The organism is Streptomyces sp. NPDC055400 (genome assembly GCF_053644375.1).
The window spans coordinates 35,100-50,992 of the sequence record NZ_JBSHLM010000011.1; the positions used below are offsets into that span (position 1 = coordinate 35,100).

15 protein-coding genes are annotated in these 15,893 nt (G+C 69.8%); 6 read left to right on the plus strand and 9 right to left on the minus strand.

Annotated features, from left to right (window positions below):
• The first annotated feature begins 4 nt into the window (after positions 1-4).
• On the plus strand, positions 5-937 hold the full coding sequence (locus ACWIGU_RS27520) for a glutaminase (RefSeq protein ID WP_454404581.1): 933 nt from the start codon (positions 5-7) through the stop codon (positions 935-937).
• 255 nt (positions 938-1,192) lie between these two features.
• On the opposite strand, the gene ACWIGU_RS27525 is transcribed toward ACWIGU_RS27520, so the two are convergent.
• From ACWIGU_RS27525 to ACWIGU_RS27535, 3 genes are all read right to left on the minus strand, one after another.
• Positions 1,193-2,914 (minus strand): DUF885 domain-containing protein, encoded by a 1,722-nt coding sequence (locus ACWIGU_RS27525; protein ID WP_454404375.1) that lies wholly within the window; start codon positions 2,912-2,914, stop codon positions 1,193-1,195.
• 42 nt (positions 2,915-2,956) lie between these two features.
• Complete coding sequence (locus ACWIGU_RS27530; protein ID WP_454404376.1) at positions 2,957-4,375, minus strand: MFS transporter; 1,419 nt, start codon at positions 4,373-4,375, stop codon at positions 2,957-2,959.
• A gap of 147 nt (positions 4,376-4,522) precedes the next feature.
• A complete protein-coding gene (locus tag ACWIGU_RS27535; RefSeq protein WP_454404377.1) occupies positions 4,523-5,746 on the minus strand; it encodes a M20 metallopeptidase family protein in 1,224 nt (407 codons plus the stop codon).
• Positions 5,747-5,867: 121 nt separating this feature from the next.
• Here ACWIGU_RS27535 and ACWIGU_RS27540 point away from each other — a divergent pair, with 121 nt between their 5' ends.
• Positions 5,868-6,935, plus strand: coding sequence for an Lrp/AsnC family transcriptional regulator (locus tag ACWIGU_RS27540; protein ID WP_454404378.1), 1,068 nt, complete (start codon positions 5,868-5,870; stop codon positions 6,933-6,935).
• Between the two features lie 641 nt (positions 6,936-7,576).
• Here ACWIGU_RS27540 and ACWIGU_RS27545 read toward each other — a convergent pair.
• From ACWIGU_RS27545 to ACWIGU_RS27560, 4 genes are all read right to left on the minus strand, one after another.
• Entirely contained in the window at positions 7,577-8,413 is an 837-nt protein-coding gene (locus ACWIGU_RS27545; protein ID WP_454404379.1) for an enoyl-CoA hydratase/isomerase family protein, read from the minus strand.
• 365 nt (positions 8,414-8,778) lie between these two features.
• Positions 8,779-8,958: a hypothetical protein gene (locus ACWIGU_RS27550; RefSeq protein WP_454404380.1), complete on the minus strand. Its 180-nt coding sequence runs from the start codon at positions 8,956-8,958 to the stop codon at positions 8,779-8,781.
• A complete protein-coding gene (locus ACWIGU_RS27555) occupies positions 8,925-9,671 on the minus strand; it encodes an alpha/beta hydrolase (RefSeq protein ID WP_454404381.1) in 747 nt (248 codons plus the stop codon). Before ACWIGU_RS27555 ends, ACWIGU_RS27550 begins: the two co-directional genes overlap by 34 nt.
• A 99-nt stretch (positions 9,672-9,770) precedes the next feature.
• Positions 9,771-10,238, minus strand: coding sequence for a winged helix-turn-helix transcriptional regulator (locus ACWIGU_RS27560; RefSeq protein ID WP_454404382.1), 468 nt, complete (start codon positions 10,236-10,238; stop codon positions 9,771-9,773).
• A 260-nt stretch (positions 10,239-10,498) separates the two neighbouring features.
• Between ACWIGU_RS27560 and ACWIGU_RS27565 the strand changes: the two genes are divergently transcribed.
• Both ACWIGU_RS27565 and ACWIGU_RS27570 read left to right on the plus strand, forming a co-directional pair.
• Entirely contained in the window at positions 10,499-10,900 is a 402-nt protein-coding gene (locus ACWIGU_RS27565; protein ID WP_454404383.1) for a tautomerase family protein, read from the plus strand.
• 115 nt (positions 10,901-11,015) lie between these two features.
• Positions 11,016-11,624: a DJ-1/PfpI family protein gene (locus ACWIGU_RS27570; RefSeq protein WP_454404384.1), complete on the plus strand. Its 609-nt coding sequence runs from the start codon at positions 11,016-11,018 to the stop codon at positions 11,622-11,624.
• 239 nt (positions 11,625-11,863) lie between these two features.
• On the opposite strand, the gene ACWIGU_RS27575 is transcribed toward ACWIGU_RS27570, so the two are convergent.
• Positions 11,864-12,421 (minus strand): TetR/AcrR family transcriptional regulator C-terminal ligand-binding domain-containing protein, encoded by a 558-nt coding sequence (locus ACWIGU_RS27575; RefSeq protein ID WP_454404385.1) that lies wholly within the window; start codon positions 12,419-12,421, stop codon positions 11,864-11,866.
• Between the two features lie 96 nt (positions 12,422-12,517).
• On the opposite strand from ACWIGU_RS27575, the gene ACWIGU_RS27580 reads away from it, so the two are divergent.
• Positions 12,518-13,693: an MFS transporter gene (locus ACWIGU_RS27580; protein ID WP_454404386.1), complete on the plus strand. Its 1,176-nt coding sequence runs from the start codon at positions 12,518-12,520 to the stop codon at positions 13,691-13,693.
• Between the two features lie 718 nt (positions 13,694-14,411).
• The gene (locus ACWIGU_RS27585; RefSeq protein WP_454404387.1) at positions 14,412-14,828 is read left to right on the plus strand and encodes a hypothetical protein; all 417 of its coding nucleotides are present in this window, start codon (positions 14,412-14,414) and stop codon (positions 14,826-14,828) included.
• Between the two features lie 134 nt (positions 14,829-14,962).
• Here the strand turns inward: ACWIGU_RS27585 and ACWIGU_RS27590 are convergent, their stop codons facing one another.
• Positions 14,963-15,613, minus strand: a complete 651-nt coding sequence (locus ACWIGU_RS27590; protein ID WP_454404388.1) for a hypothetical protein — start codon at positions 15,611-15,613, stop codon at positions 14,963-14,965.
• Positions 15,614-15,893: the final 280 nt, after the last annotated feature.

Consider the following 15,893-nt stretch of genomic DNA (forward strand, 5'->3'; position numbering starts at 1 on the left):
CAAAATAGTGATCACGACGTCGCCGCCGGCCTTCCAGCCGGTCCTCGAACGCATCGCCGCCGAGATCGAGCAGACGCCGGGCCGCGGGCGGCCTGCCGACTACATCCCGGCGCTCGCCGCCTGCGACCCGCGCCGCTTCGGCATGGCGGTCGCGGAACTCGACGGCACGGTGTACGGCGTCGGGGACTGGCAGCAGCCGTTCTCCACGCAGTCGCTCACCAAGGTCTTCACGCTCGCCCTCGTCCTGGCCCGCGAGGGCGACGAGCTGTGGGAGCACGTGGGCCGCGAACCCTCCGGCAATCCGTTCAACTCCCTGGTGCAGCTGGAGTACGAGAACGGCATCCCCCGCAACCCCTTCATCAACGCGGGCGCCCTCGTCGTCACCGACCGCCTGCAGACCCAGACCGGTGACGCGGCCGGCATCCTGCTGGAGTTCCTGCGCGCAGAGAGCGGCAACCCGGAGCTCGCCTTCGACAGGGACGTCGCCTCCTCCGAGGCCGCGCACGGCGACCGAAATGCGGCGCTGGGCCACTTCATGGCGTCGTACGGGAACATCGACAACCCGGTGCCCGCACTCCTGGAGCAGTATTTCCGCCAGTGCTCCATCGAGGCGTCCTGTGCCGATCTCGCGCTCGCCGCCGGGTTCCTGGCCCGGCACGGCGTTCGCGCCGACGGCTCCCGGCTGCTCACCCGCAGCCAGGCCAAGCAGGTCAACGCGGTCATGCTCACCTGCGGCACCTACGACGCGGCCGGCGATTTCGCGTACCGCGTGGGACTGCCCGGCAAGAGCGGCGTCGGCGGTGGCATTGTCGCGGTCGTGCCCGGCCGCTGCACGCTGGCCGTGTGGGGCCCGGGACTCGACAAGCGAGGCAACTCGGTGGCGGGCGTCGCGGCCCTGGACCGCTTCACGACACTGACGGGGCTGTCGGTGTTCTGAGCCCGATCTCTTTGCGGGCCCGGCGTATCGCGGCGTCCGCGTTCGCCAGAGTCCGCTTGTCCTTCGGCATCATCTGCCACCACGCGTGCAGGCAGTTCCCCATCGTGCCCGCCGACCGGACTTCCCAGGTGTCCGGGGCTCCCAAATGGCCCGAGCCCGGCAGCCCCCATTCAATCCGAGGGGGTGGGTCCCCGAGCGCCCGCACCGCAGACGCATCAGTGAGGCCCGGGCACCTCCCAGGGGCAGCAGGGCGATCTACAGGCGGGCCAGTTCCTCCACCAGGTCGTCCAGGCCGAGGGAGCCCTGGGACAGGGCCGCCATGTGCCAGGACTTGGCGTCGAAGCCCGCGCCCCGCCGGGCGCGGGCGGCCTCGCGGCCCCTGAGCCATTGGCGTTCGCCGAGTTTGTAGCCGATCGCCTGGCCCGGGAGGCTCAGGTAGCGGACGACTTCGGAGTCGACGAAAGCCCCCCGATGGGGGTGGTTGTCGCGAAGGAAGCTCCCGGCGACGTCGGGTGTCCAGCGCTGTCCCGGGCCGTACGGGGCGTCGGCGGGGATGCGCAGGCGCAGGTGCACGCCGATGTCGACGACGAGTCGCATGGTCCGCTGCATCTGTGCCTGGAGGTAGCCCAGGCGGTGCGCCGGGTCGTGGAAGAAGCCGAGTTCGTCCATGAGGCGTTCCGCGTACAGAGCCCAGCCCTCGACGTTGCCGTTGACCACGCCGGCGGACGCCTGGAAGCGGGTGAGGCGGGTGGCCGCGACGTGGGTCCACTGTGCCACCTGCAGGTGATGTCCGGGTACGCCTTCGTGGTACCAGGTCGAGACGAGGTCGTGGACGGGGAAGCGGCTGCGGCCGAGGACGGGCAGCCAGGTGCGGCCCGGGCGGGCGAAGTCGTGCGAGGGGCCGGTGTAGTAGGCGGCGGTCGTGCCTGCGGGCGCGAGGCTGGTCTCGACCCGCCGGACGGGTGCAGCGAAGTCGAAGTGGACGCCGTCGAGGGCCTCGATGGTGCGCTCGGTGAGCGACTGCAGCCACTCGCGGGCCTGCTCGGCGCCCTCGATCGCCTCGCCGTGGTCTCCCAGGTGCTCGAGCGCCTGCCTGGGGTCGACGGCGTCCGGCAGCACCTGTCGGGCTGCGTCCCGCATCTCGTCGAGCAGCCGGTGGTACTCGGACCAGCCGTACGCGTAAGCCTCCTCCGGGTCCAGATCACTGCCGTTGTGGTGGCGGGACCACAGGAGGTAGCGGTCGCGGCCGACAGCGTCGGGGGACTCGGACGCGCGGGGCGCGTAGGTGTCCCGGAGCCACGTACGCAGCTCGTGCAGTGCCCTGGTGGCGCGGGCGGCGGCCGCGGTGAGCGCCGGGCGCTGTGGCTCCGGGCCGGTGGAGGCGAGTCGACGGAAGCCGCCCGCCTCGTCCGCGATCCAGGTGTCCAGCTGCCCGATGACGGCGGTCACTGCGGCCGGTCCGGCGGTCGGCCCATGGTCGAGACCGGCCGCCAGGCTGTCGCGGTAGCCGCGCAGCGCGGCGGGGACCTGGTCGAGGCGGCGCCTGACAGCGTCCCAGTCGTTCGGGGTGCGGGTCGGGGCGAGGGTGAACGCCTTACGGACCAGTTGGAGGGGCGAGCCGAGCGTGGCGATCCGGCGCAGGTGCTCCCCGGCGTCGTACAGGGTCAGTTCGCTGTTCAGACGCTCGCGAAGGAGCCGGGCGCACAGTCGCTCGCTCTCCGCGGTCGCGCCCGGCACGGTCCCCGCCCGGTCGAGTGCCTGGAGCGTGCGACGCGCCAGCTCGGCGCGGGCTGCGTGGCCGTCGGGTGAGTAGTCGGGCAGTTGTCCGTTGCAGTCGGCCTCGCCGAGATAGCCGCCGAGGATCGGGTCGAGGACGACGAGCGCGTCCATGTGAGCCTCGGCGACAGCGCGCGGCGCGGACGTAGCGCGGGTCAGGGCGACCGTCGAGTTGTCGGTGTCGGTGTCGGTGTCGGGCATCAGGTACTCCTCGGGGGAGGCGAGGCGGCGCATGAGGGCGGGTCAGTCGCGGCGCGGGGCGAGCAGCGTGAGGAGCAGTGCCGTCGTGGTCACGACCGCGCACAGCGACCACACGGTGAGGTAGGCGGACAGGGCCGGCGTCGTGGTGTCGTGCGCCAGCAGGGTGCCGAGGATCGCGGCGAAAGCGGCGCCGGCGATGCTGCCGCCGAGTGTCTTGAGGTTGTTGTAGACGGCCACCGCGCTGGCGGACCGGTCCGCGGGGCTGGCTTCGACGATCACGGTCGGCAGTCCGCCGCTGGCCATCCCCATCCCAGCTCCCGCGACGACGTAGGCGAGGGCGAACCCATGCAGCGAGGAGTGGGCCGCGGCCAGTGCGACGTTTCCGGCGGCGACGAGGCCGAAGGCGAGTACGAGCATGCGGCGCAGGCCGATCCGTGCGGCGACGGATGCACTGGTGGCGGCCGCCAGGAAGGCCGCCAGGTGCGGAATGCCGCCCCAAATACCGATCTGCCAGGCGGCGAGCCCGAACCCGTAGCCCGTGGTCTCCGGTGCGGCGTCCAGGTATGAGACGGCGACGACCGGCTCGGCGAGCATCACGACGCCGAGCACGAAGCCGGAGAGGAGGTGCGGGGCCACGGCCCGTCCGGCCGCCGACCGCACATCCACCAGCGGGTGTTCCTGGCGCAGTTCCCAGCGCACCCACAGGGCGAACAGCACGAGCGCTGTGGCGAGGCCGGCGAGCGTTCCGGGCGATGACCAGCCCCGCGTGCCGCCCTGGGAAACCGCGGCCAGGAAGAGGACGAGGGCCACGCTCAGCAGACCCGCGCCCGCCCAGTCCATTCGGCCGGAGGCCTTGTGTCGAGTCTCGGGAATACCGCGGATCGACAGCAGGACGCAGGCGGCAGCCAGCACAGCGAAGCACCACAGGGTGGGGCGGACACCGCCGAGGAGACGGTCCAGGAGTCCGGTCGTGAACGAGCCGAGCATCGATCCGAGTGCGAGGGTGGCAACGAGCAGGCCGACGGCTCGGCGACTTGCCTGCGGTCCCAGACGGTCGCGGCACAGCCCGATCTCCAGGGCCAGCAGCGCGGCCAGCGGACCGAGCAGCACGCGGCCGGCCAACAGCAGCGTCACGTCGGGGGCGAGCGCGACCAGCACGCTGCCCGCGGTGACGCATGCCAGGGCGACGCGCAGCATGAGCCGGTGCCCGTACCGGTCGCCGAGGCGCCCGAAGGCGGGCACGCACACGGCGGCGGACAGGAACTGCACGGCCGTGATCCACTGGGCCGTGCCCGAGCTGATGTCGAGCATGTCCCGGATGGCGGGGATCAGCGGTGTGATCCCTCCCTGGAGGAACCCGCTGGTCAGCTCGAACAGGACGAGCAGTCCGACGAATCCGCGAACAGTCCCGGGCGCGGGGCCGGACGGCGCCGATTGCGGCCGGGGCTGGGTGACGCTCATAGACACACCTTTCGGTTCACGAGCGGGACAGACCGTGGGCCGTGGCCGACACGGGGTGGACCAGGACGGGACTGGCCGGAGCGGGGCGGGCCCGGTCGGGGTACGACCGCTGGTCCGGGCCGGTAGGACGCCCCCCTTGCGGCGGTCTCACGTCTGGGGGGTGGCGAGCGACGAGCCGGACGTGCGGGCCAGCCGCTTCGTGGCCAGGTCCGCGAGGAACGCCGCCTGGCGCGGCAGGACAACGTCGTCGAACACCGCCTGCGGCGAGTGGTTCATGGGCGCCGCCCCCGGATCGCGTCCCTCGGGCACAGCCCCGAGCAGCAGCATCGCGCCGGGAACCTGCTCCAGGACGAGGGAGAAGTCTTCCGACCCGCTGGCGGGTATCGGCGAGAGGAACACCTGGTCGTCACCGAGCAGTTCCCGCGCGGAGTCCATGGCGAAGGCGGTCTCCCCGGGCTCGTTGACGGTCACGGGGTACTGCACCTTGTATTCGACGTCGACGTCGAGGCCGTGCGCGGCGGCAATGCCGCGGACCAGACGGGGCAGCCCCTGAGCGAGCCGCTCGTGATGGACGACGGAGTAACTGCGCACGGTGGCCTCGAAGGAGGCCGTCTCGGGGATGACATTGTTCTGGGTGCCGGCGTGGAGCTTCCCTACGGTGACCACCACCGGGTCGAAGATGTCGAACGTCCGGGTGGTCCAGCTGTGGATCGCGGTGACCATCTCGCAGGTCGCCGGGACCGGGTCCAGGGCGGAGTGCGGCGCGGAGCCGTGCCCGCCGCGCCCGCGTACGGTCACCCGCAGCACGTCGGACGCGGTCATCACGGTGCCCGGCCGACTCACCAGCATGCCCTGCGGGACCCGGTTGGCGGAGACATGGACAGCGTATGCGGCGTCCAGCGGGCGACCGGCGGCCTCCAGAACACCTTCGTCGATCATGCGCCCGGCCCCGTTGTGGCCCTCCTCTCCGGGCTGGAACATGAACACCACGTCGCCCTGCAGCTGTTCGCGCCGGGCGCTCAACAGGCGTGCGGCGCCGACCAGTCCGGCCGTGTGCAGATCGTGCCCGCAGGCGTGCATCCGGCCTGGCACCTCGGAGGCGTAGACCACCCCGGACGCCTCCTGCACCGGCAGGGCGTCCATGTCACCGCGCAGCAGCACGGCTCCTCCGGGACGCGACCCGCGCAGCACTGCCGTCACCGACGTCAGGCCCTTGCCCGTGGTGATCTCCAACGGCAACCCGTCCAGCGCCGCGAGCACCTTCTCCTGCGTGCGCGGCAGGTCAAGGCCCAGCTCGGGCTCCCTGTGCAGGGCGCGCCGCAGGGCGACCAGCTCGTCCCGCAGTTCCTCGGCATCCGCGAGTACCGACATGTTCCTTACACCTTCCCGACACGGTCAAGCCGCCCGCTGTTCGCGAGCAGTGGACCGAGCGTGAAGGCCACACGCCATGACTGGCCAGAAAGCGCCGGAAAATCGCGATAGCCTCGATCAGATGAAGGATTCCGGCCAGCTGGACGAGGCGGACTCGGTGCTCGTCCACGCTCTGCAGATCAGCCCCCGCGCGACGTGGTCCCGCCTGGCGAGCGTGCTCGACCACGATGCGGTCACCCTCGCCCGCCGCTGGAAGCGGCTCACCGACCGCGGCGCCGCGTGGATCAGCTGCTACCCGGGTCCCGCCCTGGCCGAGTCCGGGCAGGGCTGTCTCGCCTTCGTCGAAGTCGACTGCGCGGGTGGCCGGGTCCTCGAGGTCGCCGACCGGCTCAGCCGGCAGCCGATGGTCACCACCGTCGAGCACGTCACCGGGGACCGGGACCTGCTGCTCACTGTGATGCGCCCGGACCTCGCCTCGCTGTCCCGGTGGGTGACCCGCTCCTTGAGCTCGCTGCCCGGCGTCACCGCGAGCCGGACCCATGTGGCCGGGGCGATCTACACCGAGGGCAGCCGGTGGCGGCTGCGCGCGCTCAGCGCCGACCAGATAGCACGGCTGACGGAACGTCGGCCGCCGGTCGGCCGTACCGGCGGCCCACTGACCGACCTGGATCGCCGCATCATGGTGGCCCTGTCCGAGGACGGACGCGCCCCCTACACAGCACTCGCCGAGACCTGCGGCACCGGAGTCGACACGATCCGCCGACGCACCAGGCACCTGCTCGATGCGGGCGCCGTGCACCTCCGCTGCGAGACCGCACGCCCCCTGTCCCAGCGGCCGGTCGCAGCCGTTTTGTGGGCGCAGGTCCCCTCCGACAGCGTCGAAGACGCGGCCCGCCGCATCGCCGGCATGTTGGACGTACGCCTGTGCGCCGCCATCACCGGGCGCCACAACCTGCTCGTCGTCGCATGGGTCCGCTCGGTCAACGAGATCCAGCAACTCGAAACCCGCGTCATCACACAGGCACCCGGCAGCACCATCGGCGACCGGGCGGTGGCCTTGTGGCCGATCAAACTCAGCGGCCATCTGCTCGACGAGGCGGGCTACCGGCGTGGAACCATCCCCATCGACGGCTGGAGCACCCTGGCCGCCACAGAGGACACCGACGCCCCCACCGGGCATGGACCCTGACACTCAGGGGCGACGGGACCAAACGGCTCTACGGCTCTACCGGCGCCGGCCGCTCGCAAGGCGGCAGACACCTCACGGTGGCAAGGGATCCGTCAAGACATCCGCCGCTGCTCACGTTGCCCTGCATACGCAGTGGTGATCACGCCGGTAGCCAGCAGCCGGCGGGCCATCTTTTGGATCTTTCCACCCTTGTCACAGGTAGGGGCATCTTGGAGCATCCGGTGCACAAGCTCGTGGTGGCACACCGCGCGGGTATCGAACCGAGCCGGAGACGGACGAGGTCACCGTGGCCGGGAAGGTTACGGAAGAAGCCGAGCGGGTTCCGCACGAGCTGCGAGGCGTGCCCCACGGCCGCGAGCGAGCCGGGTGCGATACCCAGGGTGTATCGGACGTCTGCACGGTCGGGATCGGTCACCGCGTCCTCCAGCGACGAGACGGAAAGGGCGCGGACGTCCAGCGTTCGACGCACACGACGGATCGCCGACCTCACCGTTCGCAGCGCCTCCGCCGACCTGGGCGCTGACCGGCGGTTCGGGCCGGCGGCGAAGATGAGGCCAGCAGGGTCCTGCGTCTAGCCTGTGTGTGGTCACCACATTCGCCGAGAAGGTGCTGATTCTGCGACGAGGCAGCCGCTGACGCTGTCAGCCAGGGAACTCCGCCACTGCCTTGCCGAGGTCGCGTTCGAGATCACCAGGCGTCTGGAGGCCCCGGTTCGCAAGGTAGTCCAGGCGTTCGCGGCTTTCGGGCAGTGCGACCAGGCTGAGGAACGTGGCCGAGTCGGAGCGGACGTTCGCCGGGTGTGGCAGCGTGAGATCGTTGATTGCGCGTTTGGCGGCCTTGACCCCCGCTGGCGGGAATCCGGCGATGCGCTTGGCCAGGCGCTCGACGAAGCCGTCCAGTTCGGCGTCGGGCAGGGCGCGGTTGATCCAGCCGTAGCGCTCTGCGAGGTCGGCGTCGAAGTCGTCGGCCCCGGTGATCGCCTCGATGGCACGTGTTCTGCCGAGCCGCCGGGTCAAGTGCTGGACACCGCCGGCGCCGGGCAGGGCGCCGGTGCCGGACTCGAACTGCCCGAAGACCGCGTTCTCGCGCGCGGCGAAGATCATGTCGCAGGCCAGGGCGAGTTCGTTGCCGCCACCGCGGGCCCTGCCACGCACCTTGGCGATGGTGATCACCGGGACGTGCGCCAGCTTGTACAGGAACATGCCGAGCGAAGCGTCTCCGGGGCCACCGGCCTTGGCGGCTTCTGCGGTGTACTGCGGGATCGCCGTGAGGTCCACGTGCGCCGAGAAGAAATCGGGGGAGGCGCTGTCGATGACGACGACCCGCAGGTCGCCAGGGTCGGTGTGCAGCGTGTCGACGAGTGAGACGAGGTCACGGACGAGGTCGACACCGATGAGGTTGAGGGGGCCGGCGTCGAGGGTGGCGAACAGGACGCCGTTCTCCTCTCGGGTCCGAATCGACGAATAGGCGAAGTTCATGATCTTTCCTTTGGGGCGGGGGTGAGGGGTGAGGAAGAGAGCTGTGAAGGGGCGGAGGTTCTACTGGAGCCACTCCAGGGCCGCGGAGCGCCGGGCCTCGTCCAAAAGCCGGTCCGCTCCCACGGGACGATGTCGCCGCCGGAGTTGAAATTCGGGCCTTCGCTGCACAGGAGGCCCGCTGGGGCGCTGCTGCGGCCGAGGGCGCTTCGCGCCTTGGCGAGTTCGTGGCCATCTGCTGGGCGATGCAGTTCTGCGGCGGACTGCGAACCACCAGCGTGGCGAGACTGTCGAGCTGAGACAGCACAGATGGAGCATGGTTCTTCCTCGGATCGCGTGGGGACGCCGGGGAAGGGTGCGTTAGCCTGTCAGGCGAGGTGCTCACGGAACCAGGCGCGGGCGGCGCCGCTCGCCTGATCGAACTGGCTGGTGTACGGGTCGAAGTGGCCGCCTGGGATCAGCTGCAGCCGCTTGGGTTCGAGGGCACGTTGGTAGGCGGCGAGCGCCAGGTCGGTCACGGTGACCGCGTCGCCCAGGGCGACCACCATGAGCAGGGGTGTGGGCGAGACCCGCGTGACCCAGATCCCCGGCTCGTACATGCGCGCCGCGCGGGTTGAACGGACCGTGACTTGTTCTCCCACACGTCGTCCGGTGTGGGCTGCAGGTAGAAGTCGATGGCCTCCTGTGATCGGTAGGAGGCGGGCACCTCCGGATCGCTGCTGACGATGGCCACGGTGTGCGGGGCCTCTCCGCGGAATCGGGCCCGCTCGTCCTCTGCGAAGGACGCCTCGAGGTCCGCCACGGCGTCCGGTGCCACGCGGCGCAGGCCCTGCTCGTACCCGCTGATGGTCGGCACCTGGGAGACCACGGCGCGCAGCCGGCGGTCGGTCGCACCCAGTACGATCGCGTGCCCGCCGGCATAGCTGCTCCCCCACAAGCCGATGCGGTCGGCGTCGACCTCCGGCCGGCTCTCCAGGTAGGAGACGGCGCGCCGCCAGTCGGCGATCTGCTGCCAGGGGGCGACGTCCTGCCGGGGCTCGCCGTCGCTGGCCCCGAAGGTGCGGTGGTCGTGCACCAGGACGACGAACCCGTCCTCGGCGAAGGCTCGCGCGAACGGTTCCAGACCGTGCTCCTTCACCCCCGCATAACCGTGGGCCATGGTGATCGCCGGGTGCGGGCCCGGCCCGTCCGGCAGGAACAGCCATCCGCGAAGCGTCACCGCGCCGTCGGCTTCGAACTCGACATCCTTGCGCTCGATCACGAAAACCTCTCCAGTGCAACAGGACTCGGTCCTGGTCGAACGATCAGCCTCCATGACGCCGCGCAATGCCGCGGAAGGCCGAGATCGGGGTTGAGTGCGTCAGGTGGACAGCCGGACGGCGCCGGGGCCCAGGACCGGCTCCACCTCGGAACCGGCAACCTCATGGCCGCAAGTACAGCGCAGTTCGACGTGGACATGACCGCCGCAGCCGGAATGGCGCAGCACCACCGGCGCGGCCGCAGGGTCACCGAGGTGGGTGTCGCCGTACTGAAGCAGTGCGGCCAGGACCCATTGCAGGTCATGGGCTCGCGCGGTGAGGTGGTACTCATGGCGCGCGCGCTGGCCGGGCTCCTGGTAGCTCCTGCGTTCCAGCAGGCCGGCGTCGACCAGTTGCCGAAGGCGCTCCGTGAGGGCCCTGCGGGAGATCCCGAGGTGCTCGGCTATCTCGTCGAACCGATGCAGTCCCGCGAAGACCTCCCGCAGGATGAGCAGGGTCCATCGCTCGCCGACCAGGCTCAGTGTCGCGGCGACGCTGCAGTTGCCCAGATCAAGTTCTCGCCACTCCATGACGCCAGCGTACCTCTTGAGTTCCGGATTGGAACTCAGCCTTGACGCCTTCTGGGTTCCAGATGGAGACTTTGATGGTCGGCGCAGGCCCACGGATCCCCTTCATCCGGTGGTCGGAAGCCTGATCAGCTCCGCTTCGGCTGTGCAGGGAGCGCGGGCAGTCTCTCGGCCCCGCGTCCTCCCGCCGCCTCCACCGCGGCCGGAGCCGATCGATCCCCCCGGCTGCGCAAGCCGACATTGCAACTCCCGAGGAGCAGCTCATGCCCGTCTTCAACGCCCATATCCCCGCCAACCGCTTCTCCTCGGAACAGAAGCGCGTTCTCGCCGATGCGCTGAACCAGTCACTGGTCCAGGCCCTCGGAATACCCGAGGGCGACCGGTTCATCATGATCAGTGAGCACGGCGAGAACGAACTCTTCCTGGACCCGACGTTCATGGGCATGCAGCGCAGCAGCGACGCCATGATCATCACGCTTCAGCTCGGGGCCCACCGGCCTTTGGAGGACAAGCGGGCCGTGGCGGCGGCCATCAACAAACTGGTGGTGGAGGGACTCGGCGTCTCGCCCGATGACATCTTCATCGCGTTGATTCCGGTCCCGAACGAGAACTTCTCCTTCGGCCGGGGCGAACTTCAGCTTGCCGACGGCGCCCCACGCTGGTGAACCACGGCCGTGCGGTGCGGTTGCCGCACCCGAGCCAGCCGCCGACCGGGCTCTCGACCCGGACCGGCACGCCGGGCAAGAGTACAAATCCGATGCCGTGCTTGAAGGAGATGTGATGCAGGCAGCTGTGGTCACCTTCGACGGGTTCAACGAACTCGACAGCTTCATCGCGTCCGCGCTGATCAACCGATGCCGCAAGGATGGCCTGGAAGCCTTCATCACCACGCCGACGCCGGTGGTCACATCGATGAACGGCGTCGAGGTGACGGGGCAGCGCCCCATGGAGTTCGTGACCGAAGCCGACGTCGTGCTGATCGGCAGCGGCGTGAACACGCGAGATGTGATCGCCGACGACCAGCTGATCTCCCGGCTGCCGCTCGACTCTTCGCGACAACTGATCGGTGCGCAATGCTCCGGCGCGCTGGTGCTTGCCCGGCTCGGTCTGCTGGACGGCATGCCCGCCTGCACGGACATGAAGAGCCGGCCCTTTGTCGAAGCCTGCTCCATCACCGTGCTCGACGCGCCGTTCCATGCCGAGGGAAACATCGCTACGGCAGGAGGCTGTCTGGCGTCCCAGTACCTCGCCACCTGGGCGATCACCCGCCTGCTCGGAGAGGACGCCGCGCGCGATGTGATCGGCTACGTTGCTCCGGTCGGCGAAGATCAGGAGACCGTCGAGCGCGCCATGCGCGCCGTCCGCACAGGCGCGGTCGCGCTGCGCTGACGCCCGCGATCAGCCTGGCCGCAACGGACGGCTTGGTGATCATCGGTCCCTGAAATCCCCGGCGCGAGCGAGCCGCCTCTCCCTGGATTTGAGCGAGAGAGGCGCTTTCGGCCCCGGACTCGGATGCCTGGTATGACTTCGGCGCCGAGGTGCCGGACCACTCCGAGGACATCCGCTCCGCCATCCAGGGCGGCCAGCGGTGGGCCGCGCACTTCCGGCGGGCGGGCCTTGGCTTTTGGCTAGGCCATCGTGAGCACGTCGTGGACCAGTTGGTCCGCGTAGTCCCGGTCGGCGGCGAGGCCGAAGACCACGTGGTGATACATCGGTGCGATCACGTGGTCGAGGACCTGCTGCTCGGTCGGCGCCTGCTCCCCGCGCGCCCTTGCCCGGTCCAGCATCACTTTGGCCTGTGTGCGGCGCTGCTCCCAGCACGGGCAGGTGATCACCTCGTCCCGGGCGGCGGTCATGGCGCGCAGGTAGCGGGTCCGGCGCGGTTGGGTGATGTCGTCGATCACGATCCGGGCCCATGCCGACAGGTCACCGCGCAGTGACCCGGTGTCGGGCAGTTCGTCGCCGTCCTTGGTGAGCGCGGCGACAGCGACCTCCTCCAGCAGCGTGTCCAGGTCGCCCCAGCGGCGATAGATGCTGGTCGGGTTGACGCCTGCCCGGTTGGCCAGCAGGGGGATGGTGATGCGGTCCGCCTTGCCCTCGCCCATGAGCTGGCCGACGGCGGTGTAGACGGCGTCCCGGACCTTCGCGCTGCGCCCGCCCGGGCGCCGGGCTGGTGTGGTCGACATACGTCCATTATTGCAGAAGCCTTTGCTTTAAGGCCGACCCCCGCGTAGCGTTAGCTAAAGCAGCAGTCTTTGCTTTAACTGATGTGGGGGTACTCCATGCTGATGGCTCCGGCCACCCGGCGCATGCCGTCCGGGCTGGCCACCGTCCTGCCCGCGGCGACCATGCTGACGTTTCTCGCCGCGTCCAGCGCGCCGACCCCGCTCTACCGCGTATACCAGGCGCGCTGGGCGTTCTCCTCGGGCATGCTGACGGTGATCTTCGGCGTCTACGCGGTGTGCCTGTTGCTGGCGCTGCTGACCGTCGGATCGCTCTCCGACCACGTGGGACGCCGCCCGGTCATCATCGGCGCCATCGCGCTCGACGCGGTGGCCATGGCGGTGTTCAGCGCCGCGGACGGCGTTCCGTTGCTGATCGCGGCGCGCATGGTGCAGGGCATTGCGACCGGCGCGGCAACCGGTGCGCTGGCCGCCGCGATCCTGGATGCGGAGCGACCACACGGCCCGATCGTGAACAGTGTCGCTCCGGTGGCGGGTCTCGCCGTCGGCGGACTTGGAGCCGCGGTGCTCGTCCAGTTCCTGCCGTGGCCGCGCCAGAGCGTGTACCTGGTGCTGATCGTGTTGTTCGCCCTCGAGGCGATCGGCACGATCGTGGGGGGCGAGACCTCGCCGATGATGCCCGGCGCGCGGCAGGCGATCCGGCCGAAGGTCGGCGTCCCGGCCGCGGCGCGCTCCGCGTTCGCCGCCATCGCGCTGCTGGACATCGCGGCGTGGGCGCTGGGCGGCTTCTACCTCTCGCTCGGCCCGAGCCTGGTCCGCGTAGTCACCGGCTCGGACTCGATCCTGCTCGGCGGGTTGCTGGTGTTCACACTGGCCGGGACGGGTGCGGCGGCGATCTGGCTACTGCGCACGGTCGCGGCCGGCCGGGTGATGCGCTTCGGCGCCGCCGCACTGGCCATCGGGGTCGCGGTGACCATCGCGGCCACCCAGGACGGCTCGCAGACGCTGCTGTTCGTGGGCACGGTGATCGCCGGGACCGGCTTCGGTGCGAGCTTTCAGGGCGTCACCCGCACCGTCTTCCCGCTCGCACCGGCCACCGAACGCGGCAAGCTCGTCGCCGCGTTCTACGTGCTCAGCTACCTCGCGTTCTGCATCCCGGCCGTCGCGGCGGGCGTCATCGCGACCAGCGTCGGCCTGCTGACCACCGCGACCGGCTACGGCGTCGTACTGATCGCGCTCGCGCTCACGGCGCTGATTCCCCGGCGTTCGCGGTGAAGAAGGCGAGAGCCTGCGGCCAGGACACCGCGTACGCACGGGCGTTCACCTCGATGCCCCGCCGGGCGACCGCGCCGAAACCATGCTGCGCGCCGGGACAGACATGATGTGACGGCAAGTCAGATCGACGCGGGTAGGCGGGGTAGAGCAGCCGCTACGGGTGCGGAAACTGACCGAGCAGGAAGGCCAGAAGCAGCAGGACGCACCGGCGCCGCGCGCTCGGGGCCAGGGCCGAGGCGGTGTCTCGGCCGCGTCGGCACAGCCTCCGCAGCCGGATCCAAAGCAGCAAACCCGGGGGCCAGCGGCCGCTCATCGCGCTCGCCCTGCCCGGCCGCACCAGACCCGGTCTCCTGTGACCGCGCTCGAGCCTCCGCGCTCGCGCCTCAACGGCAAGCCGCAAGAACGGAGCCGAGACGTCCACCGACCCCCTCAGCGAGCAGCACTCGCCGGCCCTGCCACTTCGCCCTCGCTACTCTGCTCCCAACGCTCGCCGACCTCAGCAACAGCACGCCGCCAACTACGCGCCACACCACCGTGCTCAAGAGCCAGACCCGCAGCAAGACCCCGCCGCGACCCGCCCTCCGCACGCGGCACCTCGAGCGCGACCTTGACCGCCTCGTCGCGCTGCGCACGGCTATGCCGCCCACCATTCGCCCCACACCCGTCCTCCTAGTGGCTTCTGTAGCCTGCTGTGAGCTGTGTGTCGGGGGGAGCTGACGTGGTGAATATCCTGTCCGTGGCCATCGGGGCTGGTTTCGGCCTCATAGGGGCCGTGTTCGGGTCTTGGTTCACTGCGCGCCGACAGGACCGCATGTGGCTGCGCGAACAGAAGCTGAAAGCCGGGGTCGGCTTCAACACCGCCGTGGTCCAGCTCATCGACTACCTTCGGGAAACACGGCTGAGTGACGACGGCGCCGGGGCAAACGAACTGGCGGACCGGATGCAGGAAGCCCGGTCAGCCCTCTACCTACTGTGCGCCGACGACACCGTCGCTCTCGCCGCCGCTCTCGCTCGTCGGGTCTGGAGTTCCCGGCCCAGCGAGGGCAGGGACGATCGCAGGGCCGAGCACAGGGAAACGGAGGATCTCCTGCGCCGCTTCACCCATCAGCTCCGGCAAGAGATCGCCAGGACGTAGTCTCAGTTGGTTCTTCATCCGTACTGGCTCTGTCCACGAGTTGCGACAGCAGATGTACGCCTCCCCGAGCAGCGCGTGGACGGCGGCGTGTTCGATGTTCATGAGATATGGCTCTGGCACAGATTCGTGTTCGGTTACGGTGCGTGTTGGCCACTGGTGCCCGGCAGTGGTGCGCTGATGGCCAGATCTTCGTCGAGTCTGGCTGCCAGGTCTTCGGCGAGAGTCGGAACATGGCGGGTGGCCCACTGCTTGGTGAGAGACAGAAACCCTTGCAGTCCCTCCTGCACGGTACGCAGGATCTCCGGTAGGTCGCCCACCACGATCTCGATGGGCTGCCCGGAAGGACGTTCTTGAGCGTCTACGCTGTCCGGCCACAGCTGCACGACGTCGTCGGCGTGCTCAAGCCTTGGGGAGGGGTCGTGGCCGAGCCACACGGTCTCTCCGTCTGCGACGTCGAGCCACTCGCGCCAGCCTTCCAGGCCACAACAACATCCTGGCCGGACAGTGACATCGGTTCGGGTGTTGTGGACGCGCAGCCCTCCTGGTGCGATGACCTTGTCTGTCTCCAGCAGGCCGCGAATCGCCTCGCTGGCGTCCATCAGGGGGCGATCGTGGTCATCTGTACGCGAGTTGTAGTCCGCCAGCATGGCCAGCGCGCTGCCGACTTCGAGCGGGGACATACTGCCCGACAGAGCCATGAACTGGTACGGAGGTAGGTCAGCCACCGGCCAGAGAGAGAAGTCAACGGTGTCCGAGGTCTCCAGGACGGCATTCACGATCAACACCGCGTCATTCTCGCCTCGGGCGGTCCAGCCCGCCTGGCAATTTCTCCCAGGGCTCATCACGCCAAGAGAACGCGCCTCCGAAGGACGCCGAAGCCTGCCCTTCACGGGAGCGGGCCGGTATACGCCAGAATCCTGCCGCGAGGGTCAGCCTCCAACACCGTGGCCTGGGCAGGTGATCCGACAGTGCCGCCGTGGGAACGGGGGTTGTGACGGTTCTTGTGAGCCCTCGCCGTATTTCAGAGGGACACCCGCGCTGTTCTGCCAGCGGCAGAAACACCGG